The organism is Sphingomonas sp. JUb134 (genome assembly GCF_004341505.2).
GTDB lineage: Bacteria > Pseudomonadota > Alphaproteobacteria > Sphingomonadales > Sphingomonadaceae > Sphingomonas.
Genome location: NZ_SLYP02000001.1, coordinates 261,714 through 277,295, shown reverse-complemented (window position 1 = coordinate 277,295; position 15,582 = coordinate 261,714). Strand labels below are relative to the sequence as shown.

At 68.1% G+C, this 15,582-nt stretch carries 7 protein-coding genes; 4 read left to right on the top strand and 3 right to left on the bottom strand.

Features of this window, described 5'->3' with window-relative positions; all coding sequences use genetic code 11:
• Nucleotides 1-24 precede the first annotated feature (24 nt).
• Nucleotides 25-3,024, top strand: a complete 3,000-nt coding sequence (locus tag EDF69_RS01210; RefSeq protein ID WP_132883367.1) for a glycosyl hydrolase family 28-related protein — start codon at nt 25-27, stop codon at nt 3,022-3,024.
• Nucleotides 3,025-3,063: 39 nt separating this feature from the next.
• On the opposite strand, the gene EDF69_RS01205 is transcribed toward EDF69_RS01210, so the two are convergent.
• The gene (locus tag EDF69_RS01205) at nt 3,064-4,710 is read right to left on the bottom strand and encodes an alkaline phosphatase D family protein (protein WP_132883366.1); all 1,647 of its coding nucleotides are present in this window, start codon (nt 4,708-4,710) and stop codon (nt 3,064-3,066) included.
• A gap of 172 nt (nt 4,711-4,882) precedes the next feature.
• Here EDF69_RS01205 and EDF69_RS01200 point away from each other — a divergent pair, with 172 nt between their 5' ends.
• Entirely contained in the window at nt 4,883-7,276 is a 2,394-nt protein-coding gene (locus EDF69_RS01200) for a TonB-dependent receptor (protein ID WP_132883365.1), read from the top strand.
• Nucleotides 7,277-7,312: 36 nt separating this feature from the next.
• Here the strand turns inward: EDF69_RS01200 and EDF69_RS01195 are convergent, their stop codons facing one another.
• Together EDF69_RS01195 and EDF69_RS01190 are read right to left on the bottom strand one after the other, a co-directional pair.
• Entirely contained in the window at nt 7,313-8,884 is a 1,572-nt protein-coding gene (locus EDF69_RS01195; RefSeq protein WP_132883364.1) for a rhamnogalacturonidase, read from the bottom strand.
• A gap of 49 nt (nt 8,885-8,933) precedes the next feature.
• Nucleotides 8,934-12,083: a TonB-dependent receptor domain-containing protein gene (locus EDF69_RS01190; RefSeq protein WP_239555227.1), complete on the bottom strand. Its 3,150-nt coding sequence runs from the start codon at nt 12,081-12,083 to the stop codon at nt 8,934-8,936.
• Between the two features lie 297 nt (nt 12,084-12,380).
• Here EDF69_RS01190 and EDF69_RS01185 point away from each other — a divergent pair, with 297 nt between their 5' ends.
• Nucleotides 12,381-13,976, top strand: a complete 1,596-nt coding sequence (locus EDF69_RS01185; RefSeq protein WP_239555225.1) for a glycoside hydrolase family 43 protein — start codon at nt 12,381-12,383, stop codon at nt 13,974-13,976.
• Nucleotides 13,973-15,565, top strand: a complete 1,593-nt coding sequence (locus EDF69_RS01180; RefSeq protein ID WP_132883362.1) for an MGH1-like glycoside hydrolase domain-containing protein — start codon at nt 13,973-13,975, stop codon at nt 15,563-15,565. Before EDF69_RS01185 ends, EDF69_RS01180 begins: the two co-directional genes overlap by 4 nt.
• Nucleotides 15,566-15,582: the final 17 nt, after the last annotated feature.

Genomic DNA, 15,582 nt, shown 5'->3' with positions numbered 1-15,582 from the left:
TACCAGAACAGAGGGAGATGATGGATGAAGGCGACCTGGCTGCTCGGCGCGGCGGCATTGATGCTGCCCGCCCCGGTTCTGGCAAAGTCATCATCGGTCTACCTCCAGGCTCCCGACGACCCGCGTGCGATCACCGTCCGGGGCGTCGGCGACGGACGCGCGGACGATAGCGCCGCGATCCAGCAGGCGATCGATGCCGCTGCGGAAGGCGGCCACGGCGGCGTGGTCTTCCTTCCCTCCGGCCGATACCGCATCAGCCGCACCATCTTCGTGAAGTCCGCCGTGCGGGTGTTCGGCGTCGGCCCGACTCGTCCCGAGATCATCCTTGGGGACAACACCGCCGGCTTCGGCTCGGGCGTTGCGGCGATGGTGGCCTTCACGGGCGAGGACCAGTATCGTGTCGGCAAGGCGCCGGTGCCGCCGCGCACCAGCGTGCCGTTCGATCCCAGCATCTTCGACGCCACGTCGAGTACCTTTTATTCCGCGCTGTCCAACGTGGATTTCCGCATCGGCTCGGGCAATGCGGGCGCGGTCGCGGTGCGTTTCCGCGTCGCGCAGCACGGCTATCTGCGCCACGTCGACTTCCACATCGGCTCCGGGCTCGCGGGCGTCTATCAGGCGGGCAACGAGTTCGAGAACCTCCGCTTCTACGGCGGCCGCTATGGCATCATGTCGGAAAAGACCTCGCCTGCCTGGCAGTTCACGCTGATCGATTCCGAGTTCCAGGGCCAGCGCGATGCCGCGATCCGCGAGCATGAGGTCGACCTGACGCTGGTGAACGTCGCCATCCGCGACACGCCGGTCGGGATCGAGATCGACCGCGGCTATTCGGACTCGCTGTTCGGCAAGCAGGTGCGGTTCGAGAATGTCTCGAACGCGGGCGTGCTGATCTCCGAAGAGAACAACGTCTTCACCCAGATCGGCTTCGCCGATGCGGTGGCGGTCAAAACGCCGACGTTCGCCCGCTTCCGCGACAGCGGGAAGACGGTGGCCGGGTCGGGGGCCCGCTACCAGGTCAAGGACTTCTCCTACGGGCTGAAGCTCGCCGGATTGGGCACGATCGGCGACTATGCGACCGACGTCGAGATGGCGCCGCTCAGCCGCGCGCCGGCGCGCCCGGCGGCAAAGATCCGCGCGCTGCCGCCGGTGTCGCAATGGACCAACGTCCGCGACCTCGGCGTAAAGGGCGACGATACGACCGACGATACGGCGGCGTTGCAGCGTGCCATCGACACCCACCGCGTTCTGTATCTGCCGATGGGGCGGTACCGCGTCACCGACACGCTCAAGCTGCGTCCGGACAGCGTGCTGATCGCGCTCCATCCGAGCCTTACCCACCTCTACCTGCCGGACGAGACGCCCGCGTTCATGGGCGTCGGCGGGCCCAAGGCGCTGATCCAGAGCGCCAAGGGTGGCAATGCCATCGTCCACGGCCTAGGCCTGTGGACCGGCGGCGTGAACCCGCGCGCGACGGCGCTGCTGTGGCGCGCGGGCGAGGCGTCGGAGGTCAACGACGTCAAGATCCAGGGCGGCGGCGGCACCGTGCTGACCAAGGGCAGCCCGATCGGCTTCGGCGACCCGCGCGCGCGCTTCGACGGGCAATATCCCAGCATCTGGGTGACCGACGGCGGCGGCGGCACCTTTGCGGCGCTATGGTCGCCCAACACGCTGGCGTCGGCCGGCTTCTACGTTTCGGACACCAAGACGCCGGGGCACGTCTACCAGTTGTCGGCCGAGCACCACTATCGTGCCGAGATCGTGCTCAAGAACGTCGAGAACTGGGAGTTCCTGGCGCCGCAGACCGAGCAGGAGGTGCAGGACGGCGTCAACGCGGTCTCGACCGAATTCCACAACTCCCGCAACATCCTGTTCGCCAACTACCACGGCTATCGCGTGACGCGGTCGATCAAGCCGATGGATGCGGCGGTGAAGCTCTACAACTCGGGCGACATCCGCTTCCGCAACGTTCATGTGAACGCCGAGAGCGGCTTTGCGAGCTGCGACGCGAAAGGCTGCGGCACCTTCACCCGCGTCAGCAAATTCCCGTTCGAGAACGCGATCAAGGACATGACCCGGCAACAGGAGGTCCGCGAGCGGGAGTTCGCGCGGCTCGACCTGCCTGCCGCGCCCACCGCGGCCGCAACCCAGTCCGGGGTGCCGGTGTCGCCGGGCGTGGAGAAGCTCGCCGACGGCTTCTACTCGATCGCGGGCGGGGCGGTGGATGCCAACGGCAAGCTCTTCTTCATCGACCGCTTCTTCCAGCGCATCCACGGCTGGTCCAAGCCCGAGGGGCTGACGATCGTCGCCGACGCGCCGCTCGACGCGGTCAACCTGGCGGTCGATCGTTCCGGCGACCTGCTGGTGCTCTCCTCCGCCGGTCGGGACGGAACGGTGTTCAGCATCGATCCGAAGAAGCCGGTCGATGTCCGGGTGATCGCGCCGACGCCGGCGCGCGCGCACAACGGCGCCTCGACCCTGCTCCCGGTCAACGTCTGGGCGAATGGAGAGTTCGCCGACCGCATCGATCCCGCGACCTACGCCTACCCGCCGCTGTCCCACTTCTTCGTCGACAAGCTGGGGGAGGCGAAGGCGCAGGAATATGTCTCCCCGGACGGATCGCTGGTGCTGCCGGCCTTCCGCGTGTGGAACCAGGGGCCGGACGATCATCGCGGGTGGCGCTGGTCGGACACCCTCGACGCCTATGGGCTGGTCGCGGCCGATGCCGAGGGCCGGGTGGTCGTCACCAACGCTTCGGAGAACCGGACCTACAGCGGCCGGGTGGCCGAAAGCGGCCGGGTGACCGACCTCAAGATCGTGGCGGATCGCGGCGGCGAGAGCGTGGCCCGGGATGCTTCCGGCAACCTCTATGTCGCGAACGGGCAGGTGTTCGTCTACGGCCCGGACTCGCGCCTGCAGCGGCGGATCGACGTGCCGGAGCGGCCGCTGCAACTGCTATTGGGCGGGCCGGACCGGCGGACGCTCTACATCCTCACCCATCACAGCCTGTACGCGACCGGCATCTGATCGCGGCCGGCGGCGGAGTGTCCCCGCCGCCGGGTCCGCTCAGGCCAGGCGCTGGAGCGGCCCGCGGGAGGTCGCCCGGAAACGGGCGGCCACCGCGGTCGTGTAGGGCTTGGCGACGATGGTGGAGACGGTCGCAAACTCCGCGACCGCGGCCTCCCGCGTGAGCGTCAGGCGAAGAAAGCCCTTGTTGTCCTGATCGCAGAACTGCACTTCCTCGTTCGCGTCCGCGATCAGCCGGCCGATGCCCGGCAGCAGCGAGCCGTAGGACGGGCTGCTGATCGCCGTCGTGCCGAACTCGACCGCGGCAAGCGTGCCCTTCTGGTCGTGGAGGTCGTTGGCCCAGGCGGCGTGGCTGTCGCCGGACAGCACGATCGGCCGCGACCCTGCCCGGCGGAAGCTGGCGTACAGCCGCTCGCGCGCGGCCGGATAGCCGTCCCAGCTGTCGAAGTTGAACGGCAGGCCGGCGCGATAGGAGGCGAGCGCCGCAGCCATCCGCTGGCGATAGGCGGTGGGCATCTTCGCCATCATCGCCGCGTAGCGTTCCGCGCCGAGCTGGCGCTCGACGTCGGGGCCGGCAACGCGCGCCATCACCACCTGATTGCCCAGCACCTGCCACGGCTTGCCCGCCTTCACCGAGGCTGCAAGCGTTCCCTCGAGCCAGCGCTGCTGACGCGGGCCCAACAGCTCCCGATCCGCGCGCGCACGCTCTGCCATCATCGGCGCATAATCGGCTTGGGTCGGAGCCGCGCCCTTGGCCGCGACCTGGCGTGCGCGGGCCAGCAGGCGGGTCTCGACCATCGCCAGGGTCGCGAGATCGCCGAATTCGAAGCTGCGGTTGATCGCGTCCCACGGCTCGCCCGGACGCGGATCGCGGATCGGCATCCATTCGAAATAGGCCTGCATTGCTGCCGCCTTGCGCTTCTCCCAGTCGCCCTCGGTGCCGGCGTCGTGGTTCTCGGCGCCATGCATCCAGCTGTCGTTGGCGACCTCATGATCGTCCCACACGCAGATAAAGGCGGCGCGGGCGTGGGCTGCCTGCATGTCGGGGTCGCGCTTCACCTGCGCGTGGCGGAGGCGGTAATCGGCGAGCGTCAGGATCTCGTGCCGGGGCTCTGGCAGGCGGCCGAGCTTGGCGCCCATTTCCGCGCCATATCCTTCCGCGCCATATTCATAGATATAGTCGCCCAGGTGGAGCACCGCGTCGAGCCGGTCGCTGCGCGCGATCGCGTCATAGGCGTTGTAGAGCCCGCCCGGATAGAGCTGGCAGGAGACCACCGCGAACACCAGTTCCGCCGTCGCACCGGTCGGGAGCGTGCGGAAGCGGCCGACGGGCGAGCGCGTGCCGTCTTCGCTCGTGAACCAGAACCAATATTCGGAGCCGGCGGAAAGGCCGCTCGCCGCGACCTTGGCCGTGAAATCGCGTGCCGCGCGGGCCACGACCTCGCCCGAGGCGATCGGCGCTGCGTCTGCGGCTGGGGCTACGTGCCAGCGCAGCGGAACGTCGGCGTTGGACCCGGCGGGCGGGGTGGCTCGCGTCCACAGGATCGCGCCGTCTGCGGCGGGATCGCCGCTTGCGACCCCATGGTCGAACCGGCCCGTGGCCGGTGCCGCGCCAGCGCCTGCGGGCAACGTCAGGGCAAGGCCCGTCCCCAGCAGGGACAGGGCGCCGCGGCGGTTGATCGTCATCGAAAATGCTCCCCAAATCTGCCGCGGCCACTAAGCAGCGCGCGCGACACTTCGGTTGCGGAGGCGTGACATTTTGGGGAAGCGCGCGTCACCGCCGCGTCATGCGGCTGCCGCCGCTTTGTCACCTGTCCTCCCTAGTCGGGCCGCGTCGCCGTTTGGGGGAAACAGAAAGATGCGGAAGTTTGGTTTGGGGTTCGTGCTGGCGACGCTCGGCGCGGGGGTTTCTTCGGGGGCGCTGGCGCAGGCAAGTGCGCAGCCGGAGGGCGACGAGTCGGCGTTCGAAGCAGGCGACGTCATCGTCACGGCACAGAAGCGGGCGCAGCGGATCGAGGACGTGCCGGTCACGGTCACCGCGCTGTCCGGCGAGCACATGGCCGACATCGGTGTGTCCGAGCTCGACGAGGTGGCGGCGTTCATCCCCGGCCTTCAGGTGCAGGAGCAGAGCGCCAACAATCCCGGCTTCGTGATCCGCGGCATCACGTCGGACTCGGGCTCCGCACAACAGGGCGCGCGCGTCACGCTCTACTACAACGGCGTCGACATCAGCCGTTCGCGTGGCGCCTATCAGGACCTGTACGACTTGGCCCGCATCGAGGTGGTGAAGGGCCCGCAGGCGACGCTGTTCGGCACCGCGGCTGCGGTCGGTGCGATCAGCATCGTGCCCGCCGCACCCGAGCCGGGTTTCTCGGGCGAGCTCGCCGGCTCCTATGGCAATTTCGATCGCACGCAGGTTTCGGGTTTCGTGAACGCGGGGGACGAGGTGCTGGCGGGGCGTATCGCCTTTGCCTACAAATACCGCCGCGGCTACGTCCGCAACATCGCTGGCGATCCGGACGTGCCGAACCAGAACCAGGGCCGGGTCGATCAGGACGACCTCAACGGGCAGGACCAGCGCGGCATCCGCGGATCGCTTCGCTGGCAGCCGAGCGATGCGGTCACCGCGGACCTGGTCCTCACCTATGACGGGCAGCGCAACCCCGGCACCGCGTTCAAGTCGCGCGCGCATGCCCCCACCGGCGGGCAGACCGGCGACTATGGCTATGCCGAGCTGTCGGGCTCTCCCTACAGCGAGGAAGTGCTCGGCGCCCGCAAGCTGGGACTGGACCGCAACGTCTATGACGCCAATCTGACGGTGAACGTCGACCTCGCGGACGGCATCCGCTTCACGACCGTCAACGGCTTCCGCCATTTCGACGCGCTGGAGGTGTTCGACGCCGATGGCGGCCCGGCCTGGTACCTCGAGTTCGCCGAGGATGCGAAGGGGGAGCAGTGGAGCCATGAGGGCCGCTTCTCGTTCGAAGGTGCCGAGTATCGCGCCGCCTTCGGCTGGAACGCCTTTTTCGAGAACGGCTACCAGCGCGTGCCCTTCTCGACGGAGGAAGGGACCTATCTCGCCTGCTCGGTGGCGGCAGCCTATGCGCCGGTCCGCGCGCAATTGCAGGCGATCGGTATTCCGACAGGTACGGGCTGCGTTCTGCCGAACGGCACCATCCCGGCGACGCAGGTGACGTCGATCGTCACCGGCGGGGCGCTTCGCGAGCTTCCCTACGCGTCCGAGTTCAGCAACTACGGCAACAACGACACCTATTCGGTGTTCGCCGACGCCACCTGGATCCCGACGCCGCGCCTGGAACTGACCGCGGGCGCCCGCGTGCTGATCGAGGATCGCAAGTCCGGCTACAGCTCGATCCAGCCCAACTCCGTAATCCTGGCCGCGCTCGGCATTCGCACCAGCCTGATCGGCACCGCGAACACCCAGGGCGCGAAGCTGACGGCGCAGCGCAGCTTCGCGGCGCTGCTGCCGCGGTTCAATGCGCTGTTCCGGCTGAACGACAGCCTCAATCTCTATGGCACCGTCAGCAAGGGCCGGCGCTCGCCGGTCGTGCAGCTGAGCGCCGCCAACAGCGCCGCCGGCGTGGTGCCGAACCTCCAGTTGGTGCCCGAGGAGACGGTCTGGAACTACGAAGGCGGCATCAAGGGCCGGGTCGGCCCGTTCACCGGCGCTGCGTCCGTCTTCTACCAGCGGTACAAGGGGTTCCAGGTCTCCGTCACCGGCGAAGACGGCGTCACCCGGACGCAAAGCGCTGGATCGGCCGACAATCTGGGCGTCGAGCTGGAAGCCAGCTTGGCGATCTCGCCCGTGCTGACCCTGTTCGGCAGCTTCTCCTACCTCGACGGCGGCATCGCCGATGATGCGGCGAACGGCGTCTATGCCGGCAACCGCTTCCGCCTGCAGCCCGACACGACGGCCTCGGGCGGTGCATCGCTGCGCGTGCCGGTCGGCAACTGGACGCTCTATGCGACCCCGACCGTCACCTACCGATCGAAGGTCTATTTTGAGGTCCCGAACAACGAAGCGATCAGCCAGGACGGCTATGCGCTGGTCAACCTGCGCGCCGGCATCGAAACCGCGGACGGCCGCTACCGGATCGGGGGCTTTGCGCGGAACCTGACGGACGAGCAGTATCTGATCGACGCCGGCAACACCGGCGGCGGCTTCGGCATCCCCACCTATATCGCAGGCGAGCCACGCTTCTATGGCGTGGAACTGGGCGCCCGCTTCTGAACCCCGCCGCCGCCGCCCATCCCGGGCGGCGGCGCGCTAGAAGCGGTCGGTGATGCGGCCGTCGACCTGCCGGTCCTTCAGCCAGCGGGCGCCGGTGCTGCGAAATCCGGTGACGTCGGTGAGCGTGAAGGTTTCGCCCCGCGGCGCGCGCAAATTGGTGATGTCCGCATCGACCACATCCTCCAGCCAGATCGCGGGCCGCGGATCGGGCGCCGCGGTCGCGATCTCGACATGGTGCATCTCGAGATTGCGCAGGTGGCGCGCGAATAGTCCTGTCGCAGGAAGGTCTCCGAACATGGTGGCCTCGGGATAGCCGAGCTCGTTTTCGGGCGGGCGCAGCTGCGCCATCGCTGCCGGCGCGCCGCCGACATGGTGGAGGTAGACGTCGGAGAGGGACACGTCCTCGATCGGACGGCCGGCGAGCCCGGCGAAGACCGAGGGCAGGGGCGTCGCATTGCTGCTGGTCACGTTCTGGATCATGATCCGCTTGAGCGTGCCGATCGGCCGCCGGGCGGGACCGCGCATCCGCTTGCCCAGGCGCAGGAACAGGGGCGCGTCGACGATCCCGCGCATCGTGATGTTGCTGATCGCGAAGTCCTCGATCACGCCGCCATCGACCGTCTCGATCGCGAGACCGCGGCTGTCCTCGAACACGCAGTTGCTGATCGCGACGTTGCGGAAGCCGCCGTTGGTCTCGGTCCCGAACTTGATGCGACCGTGGATTTGCGGGGCGAAGTTGGCCGGCATCTTGCGGAAGCTGCCGTCGATGACGGACCCCACCTGATAGTTGCCGGTCACGAAGCAATTGGCGATCGTCAGGTTCTCGGTGATGCGCGGCTCGCCCAGCGCATAGCTCGACTTCGGGCAGATGCCGTCGTCCCAGGGCGAGTTCACCGTGCAGTTGGTGACGCGCACGTTGCGGCAGCAGTCGATGTCGAAGCCGTCGCGGTTGGTATCTACGACGACATTGTCGATCGTCATGTTGTCGACGCCGGTGGCGAGCAGCGCGAACCAGCCGCCTTCCAGCACTTTGAAGTCGCGCAGCAGGACGTTGCGGCAGTTCTTCAGCGCGATCGCCTTGTTGCCGGTGCCGGGCCCCGAGGGGTCCTTCAGCCAATTGTCCTTGCCGTCGCCGCGGCCCAGCCCCTTGCCCCAGATGAGGCCGGGGCCGAGGATGGCGATGTCGTGCAGCCCCTCGCCCCAGATCAGGCTGTTGCGCCAGTGGCTGTGGCCGAAATCCTGGAAGCCGACGGCGCGCGGGTCCTGCGGCTCGGCGACGTCATAGCCGGCGGTGGGGGTGGGGGCGGCGGCGAGGATCGTCGCGCCCTGATCCAGGTAGAGCGACACCCGGCTCTTCAGCCGGATGGTGTGGGCGGCATAGGTGCCGGCGGGGAACACGACCGTGCCGCCGCCCCGCGCCGCCGCGTGGTCGATCGCGCGGTTGATCGCAGACGTGTCGAGCGCCCGGCCGTCGCCCTTCGCCCCGAAGCGGCGCACGCTGACCCAGCCGTCGCCTGCCACCTGCCCGGCGGCCCATGCGGGGGACAGGAGCAGGCCTCCGGCGGCAACGGCTCCGCCCAGCAGCACGGCACGACGATCGATCAGCATCCTGTCTCTTCTCCGCAAACCCGGGGTGGGGGAGCCCACCCCTGCCAGATCAGAACTTCGCGGTGGCGCCGAGGAAGAACTCCGGCCCGAGTACGTCGTAGGTGGCCGAGAAGGTGTTGGCGCTCGGGCCCTGGGTGGTGATCGGGGGCTTGTTGTTGAGCACGTTGTTGACGCCGCCGAAGAACTCCACCTTGTCGGTCACGCCCAGGCTGAACGAGACGTCGACGTAATTCTGCGCGGCAAGGCGCGGGTAGGCGAAGTTGGTGATCGGCGGGGCCGTCTCCGCATTCTGGCGCAGCGGCACGATGTAGCGGTCGGTGGTGACCGGGCCGATGTAGCGATGCCGCACGCTCGCCGAGAAATCGCCGATGTTGAGCGTCGCCCGCGTGGTGCCGCGCCATTCCGGCAGCGGCTGCCCGCAGGTGGGACCGTACGAGCCGACGCACTTGTTCTTGATGTCCGGGAAGGCTGCCACCGGCGTCGAGGTGAAGTCGAGCAGATAGGTGAAGGTGGAGCTGAGCTCGACCGAGGTATCGCCCGAGCCGATGTCGAAGCGGTAGCGGCCGGCGAAGTCGATGCCCTCGGTCTGGAGCGCGCCCGTGTTCGCGTTCAGGATGCGCGCGACATAGGGATCGTTGATCTCGCCCGTGCGGGGATCGCGGTTGAGTGCGCGGCAATATTCGCTGTTTGCGTCCTGCAGCGTCAGATAGCAGAGATTGAAGGTGTTCTGCAGCCCCCCGCCGAGTGCAGCAACCGCCCCCTTAAGGTCGATGTTGAAGTAATCGACGCTGAGGTACAGGCCGGGCGCGAAGCGCGGCGTGATGACGGCGCCTGCCGTGTAGGTGTTGGACTTTTCGGCATCGAGGTTGGGGTTGCCGCTGAAGTCCGCGGGGATGATCGCGTTCGGCTGCACCTCGGGCGAGAAGACGGCGGCCGCTGGCACGCCGGTCGCGATGCACACCGCGCGAACCGCGTCGGTCTGCTGCGACACCGGCGCGCGGCTCGAGCAGGGATCGGTCGCTGCGCCGACGACGCGATTGATGCCGCCGTAGAGCTCGCCCACGTTGGGTGCGCGGATCGCGCGCTGATACTGGCCGCGCAGGGTCAGGTCGCGGGATACGCGCCAGTCGAAGCCGGCCGAATAGGTCCACTGCCCGCCGACGCCTTTCAGGCTGTAGTCGGAGTAGCGGAATGCGCCGTTGAACGCGAGATGCTCGATCAGCGGCGTGTTGTGGATCAGCGGGATTCGGACTTCGCCGAAGGCCTCCTTCACCGACACCGAGCCCTGGGTGGGGAGGCCCGGATTGAAGCCGGCGACGTCCCCGGACGCGAGGAAGGAGTCGGGCGAGAAGGTCGCGCTCACCTTGCGCCATTCGAAGCCGCCCGAGAAGCCCGCCCCGCCGGCAGGCAGGTTGACGAGATTGCCGGTGAGGCTTGCTTGCGCGACCTGCTGGGTGGCGACGGTGGTGTTGGTCGCGTTGATGCGAATCGCGCTTGCGCATTCCGCGCTGACGTTCGCGCCAAAGATGTTGCACAAGGGGGCCGCGCCGCCCTCCGAAAGCAGCGACTCCTGGAGCCGGCTGCGCGACAGGGCGTTGCGCAGCTGCAGCGTGTTCTCGCTGCGCGAGTAGGTGTAGTAGGCGTCCCACTTCAGGTCGGTCAGGAAGTTCTCGGACGCGTTCCCGAGATCGCCGCGCAGGCCCCAGGCGCCGCGATAGACGTTGCGCCGCTCGGTCGCGGCCCGCGCGCCGACCTCGACGTAACGGCGGCCAGCAGTGACGAGCGCAAGGCCATCGCCCGGGTTGTTGATCCGGGTGGCGGTGCCGCTGGTGACGGTCGTGGGTCCGGTCTCGGCGAGGTCGAGCTGCCGGAAGACCTCCTGCAACGCGGGCGTGAGATAGGGATTGTCGACGTTGAACAGCGTCGGCGAGCCGACGTTGGTCGGCGCGAGCCGGGCATCCACCTCGTTGTGCGAATAGTGGAGCTCCATGTAGCCGGTGATCGAGTCCGTGAAGTCATAGTGCGCGAAGCTGTTGATCATCCAGCGCTTCTGCGGCTGGATGAGGTAGTTGTCCGGGCCGAGGTTGAAGTCGTCCTGCGGGGTAAGCGCCGGCCGGGCCGAGGAGCCTTCGTCGTTGAAGGTGAAGCCGCGGCCGCCGAGGCCGCTCAGGCCGGCTGCGGCATAGGCGGCGTTCAGCGCGGCGTTGGTGCCACCAAAGGCCGGAATGCCGGAGAAGCGGCCGTCGGGGATGTCGCCCGATCCGCTCGCGACGAAGCCGAGCTCACCGCCGCCGGCGACGCAGCCAAGTCCTCCGGCAGGCGTGAACGGTGTGCCCGGGCCGCTCGCGCTCCCCGATCCGGGCACGACGCACCCATCGGCGAGCGACAGATAGGCGAAGCTACCCCGCTGCCCGCGAGTGATGGAGCCGCGGTCGAGATAGTTCATCGAGACCACGGCGTTTCCGCGCCCTTCGGCGAAGTTGCCACCAACCGTGAGATCATAATTATAGGTGGGCGTGCTCGTCGGCCCCGCCAGGTTGAGCTGCGCGCGCGCCTCCACGCCCTCGAAATCGGTGCGCATGATGAAGTTCACCACGCCCGTGATCGCGTCCGAGCCATAGACCGCGGACGAACCGCCGGTGACGATCTCGGTCCGGGCGATCAACGTCGAGGGGATGGTGTTGAGATCGACGACTTGTTCCGGCCCGAAGATCGCGAAGCGCCGGCCGTTCACCAGCACCAGGTTTCGGGTCGAGCCGAAGCCGCGAAGATTGACGTCGGCGTAGCCACCGGGAACGGTGTTCGACGTGGCGCCGCCCAGCTGGGAGGCGACCGTCTGCGGGATTTGCTGGAGGGTGCGTTCGATGTTGACGTTGCCCGAGAGCTTCACCTCCTGCGCGTCGACGACGTTGACGGGGGTCGGCGCGTCGAAGCCGGTGCGGGCGATGCGGGATCCGGTGACGACGACATCGGCGCCGGATTCACCCTCCCCATTGACTTGGCTGCCCGCCTGGCCGTTGGGATCGGCGACGGTGCTGGTCTGGGCAGTGCCGTTGGAGCCGATGGGGGTAGGCGCCGTCTGCTCCGTGGCCTGGACGGGCACCGCCTGAGCGAACGCCGGGCCGCCGGGCAACGCTCCGGCCATCAGTACCGCTGAGCCGGCCAGCAGGTGCGCGCGAACTAGAGCCCGAGTCCCCATCAAACATCCTCCCTTTGCTGCCGACCCGTTGATCGGCCTGTCGCCCCGCGGCGCGACGGTAGGCCCGTCTGCTGCCAAGTCGTAAGCGATAGCGCTAACGTCTCGCGAGATATGTTGAAACTTAGTTCCACTTGTTGAACACGTCAATGCTATGTTCTACGTCTGGAAAGCGGCGCCAAGTCGCCACGCGAACAACGCAGATGCAGCAACAAGAAGCGTGGTAACGCTCTCGCTGTTTGGGATGAGGAGGGGTTGATGGTTCAAGGCTTGGGACGGCGGAGGTCTGTACGCACCGGGTTGACACTGCTTGCGTTGATCTTGTGCGGCGGTGCGAAATCAGTCTCTGCGGATCAGTCGGCCACCGCACCCGCCACGTTCCGCAACCCGATCCTGTTCGCCGACTATTCCGATCCGGACATCATCCGTTTTGGCACCGCCTATTACATGGTGTCGTCGAGCTTCCACTTCTCGCCCGGCCTCCCGATCCTGCGGTCCTATGACCTGGTGCACTGGACGATCATCGGCAGCGTGTTGCCGCGCCTGCCGTTCGCGCCCGAATATGACATGCCGGGACCGCACAGCCTCACCGACAAGATCTCAAAGCCGGTGGGGGGCACGCGCTACGCAGGCGGCGTGTGGGCGCCGTCGATCCGGCATCACAACGGCCGGTTCTACGTCTACTGGGCGACGATCGACGAAGGCGTGTTCATGGCGACCGCCGGTGACCCGGCCGGTCCGTGGAGCAAGCCGGTCAAGGTCATCGACGAGCGGATGCTGGAGGACCCGTGCCCCTTCTGGGACGAGGACGGCACCGCCTGGCTGGTCCATTCGCGCCACGGCGCCGGCCCGCTGATCCTCCACCGCATGAGCGCGGACGGGACTCGCGTGCTCGACAAGGGCGAGGTGATCGTCGAGGACAAGGCGAACCTGCCGATCCTGGAAGGGCCGAAGTTCTACAAGCGCAATGGCTGGTACTACATCTTCGCCCCGATCGGCGGGGTGGAGAAGGGACAGCAGGTCGCGCTGCGCGCGCGCAACATTCGCGGGCCCTATCAATGGCGCGTGGTGCTGGAGCAGGGCTCGACCCAGTTGGAAGGGCCGCATCAGGGCGGCTGGATCGAGACGCCGTCGGGCGAGGGATGGTTCGCTCATTTCAACAGCACCGGTGCGTTCGGCCGCATCGTCCACCTCCAGCCGGTGCGCTGGGTGGGCGACTGGCCAGTGATGGGGCGGCCGCTCGCGGGCAAGACCTCGGGCGAGCCGATGATGACGCCGCCCCGGCCCAACACCGGTCATGCACCGGCCCGGGACCGGCTGCAGGACTCCGACGAGTTCAGCGCGCCGAAGCTGGGCCTGCAATGGGCCTGGAACCATAATCCCGACGACACGCGCTGGAGCCTGTCGGCGCGCCCGGGCTGGCTGCGGCTGGAGGCGGGTGAGGCGCAGCATCTGGTGACGGCGCGGAACACGCTGACCCAGGTGTTGCAGGGACCGGAGAGCCGCATCACCGCGCGGATCGATCTGTCCCACATGGCGGATGGCCAGCGTGCCGGTCTCACCCTGTTCGGGGTACGCCCGAGCTGGATCGGCGCGGTGCGCGAGCGGGGTGAGACGCACCTGGCCCTGACCCGCGAAGGCGAGGAACAGGCCGGGCCGCGGCTGACCGCCGACACCATCGAGCTGCGCGCCGAGGTCGGTCGCGACCAGACCGTCCGCTACAGCTACCGCCTGGGCACGGGCGGTTTCACGCCGCTGGGGGACGCCATCCCGCTCGCCCGCTTCTCCTGGTGGAAGGGATCGCGCCCGGCGCTGTTCACCTTCAACAAGCGGGGTCCGAGCGGCCACATCGACGTCGACTGGTTCCACGTCGACCATCCGGAGCTCAACCCATGAGGTCGTCCTTGGATCGCAGGTCATTCCTTGCCGCAAGCGCCGCCGCGACGCTGGCCCTGCCTATTTTTGCTCGCGCCCAGCAGGGCGGGGGAGCAGGTGTTCCGCGCTTCTCGACCACGAACCCGCGCTGGCAGGCGGCCTATGACGCGGCCCTCGACGTGCTCGCCGGCAATGTGAAGGTCATGCCCTACGTCAGCAAGCCGGTGCTGATCGAGGGATCGGTCTACCAGGGCATCTGGCAGGAATGCGGGCCGCACGAGGCGCTGCTCTATCGCAAGTTCCGACCGGACGTGGCGCGCAACAGCCACCTGACCTTCTTCGAACTGCAGCGCGCCGACGGTCAGCTGCCGGCGAACAACAAGGTCGTCGAGACCGGCTTCGGCCAGATCCAGATGGTGGTGCCGATCGCCGCCACCGCCTGGGATCTGGCGCGGGCGACCGGCGACGGCGAACTGCTGGAAACGGCCTATCGGGCGTGCGGCGCGTGGGACGGCTGGCTGATGCGCCATCGCAACACGCGCGGCACCGGGCTGGTCGAGGGCTTCTGCACCTATGACACCGGCCACGACAATTCGCCGCGGTGGAAGGGCATGCCCAACCAGTGCCCCAACAAGGACGCGCGCACCCATCATCCGATCGCCTCCCTGCCGCGGCTGTGTCCGGACCTCTCGGCGACGGTCTACGGCGGCCGCCGCGCACTGGCGGCGATGGCCGAGGCGCTGGGCAACCGCGACGAGGCCGCACGCTGGGCCGAGCAGGCGGAAGCCATTCGGCGGCGGATCCTGGACACGCTCTATGTCGCCGAGGATGCGGCCTTCTACGACCTGGATGCGCAAAATCAGTTCGTGCGCGTGCGCTCCGACATTCTCAGCCGCGTCTGCGGGGAGCATGTCGTCGACCAGAAGACCTTCGACATCCTGTGGACCCGGCAGCTGGGCAACCGGCAGGTATTCTGGACGCGCTACCCGATGGCGTCGATCGCGATGGACGATCCGACGTTCGTCCGGCCGATCCCGGCGAACAGCTGGGGCGGCGCGTCGCAGGCGCTCACCGCCATGCGCGCGCCGCGCTGGATCGAGCATTATGGCCGCACGGCCGAGTTCACCGAGATGATGAACGCCTGGTGCGAGGCGATCCAGGCGGACCCGAGCTTCCGCCAGCAGATCGATCCGGAGACCGGCGCCTTCACCCATGGCGAGGACCAGCCACGCTATTCGCCCTGCGCATTGGTGATGGTGGACTATAGCTGGCGCCTGGTGGGCGTCGTCGAGGAGCCCGACGCGCTCCACTGGAACGTGCGCCCCGGGCACGCCGCCGCCGCCGGAACGCAGCTGTCCCTGCCGACGGACGCAGGGCGAACGGCGGCGATGGCCTATGACGGCAGGGGGGCGAGCCTCACCCTGTCGGGCAAGCTGCTCGGCCGGATCGAGGGCGGCGCCGTCCGGCTGATCACCGACCCGGAGGGCACGCCGCGCGCGCTGCTCGGAATCGAGCCAAAGCCACAGCGGGTCACGCTCCGCCTCGCCGGGCGGCCGCCCCGCACGATCACGATCCAGCCCAATCGCCGCATCGCCCTCGACCAGGGCTGAGCCCCGGAAACCGGAGA

Bases quoted from the DNA above. Each gene is read 5' to 3' on its own strand.
- EDF69_RS01210 (WP_132883367.1), top strand. From the start codon at position 25: ATGAAGGCGACCTGGCTGCTCGGCGCGGCGGCATTGATGCTGCCCGCC.
- EDF69_RS01205 (WP_132883366.1), bottom strand. From the start codon at position 4,710: ATGACGATCAACCGCCGCGGCGCCCTGTCCCTGCTGGGGACGGGCCTT.
- EDF69_RS01200 (WP_132883365.1), top strand. From the start codon at position 4,883: ATGCGGAAGTTTGGTTTGGGGTTCGTGCTGGCGACGCTCGGCGCGGGG.
- EDF69_RS01195 (WP_132883364.1), bottom strand. From the start codon at position 8,884: ATGCTGATCGATCGTCGTGCCGTGCTGCTGGGCGGAGCCGTTGCCGCC.
- EDF69_RS01190 (WP_239555227.1), bottom strand. From the start codon at position 12,083: ATGGGGACTCGGGCTCTAGTTCGCGCGCACCTGCTGGCCGGCTCAGCG.
- EDF69_RS01180 (WP_132883362.1), top strand. From the start codon at position 13,973: ATGAGGTCGTCCTTGGATCGCAGGTCATTCCTTGCCGCAAGCGCCGCC.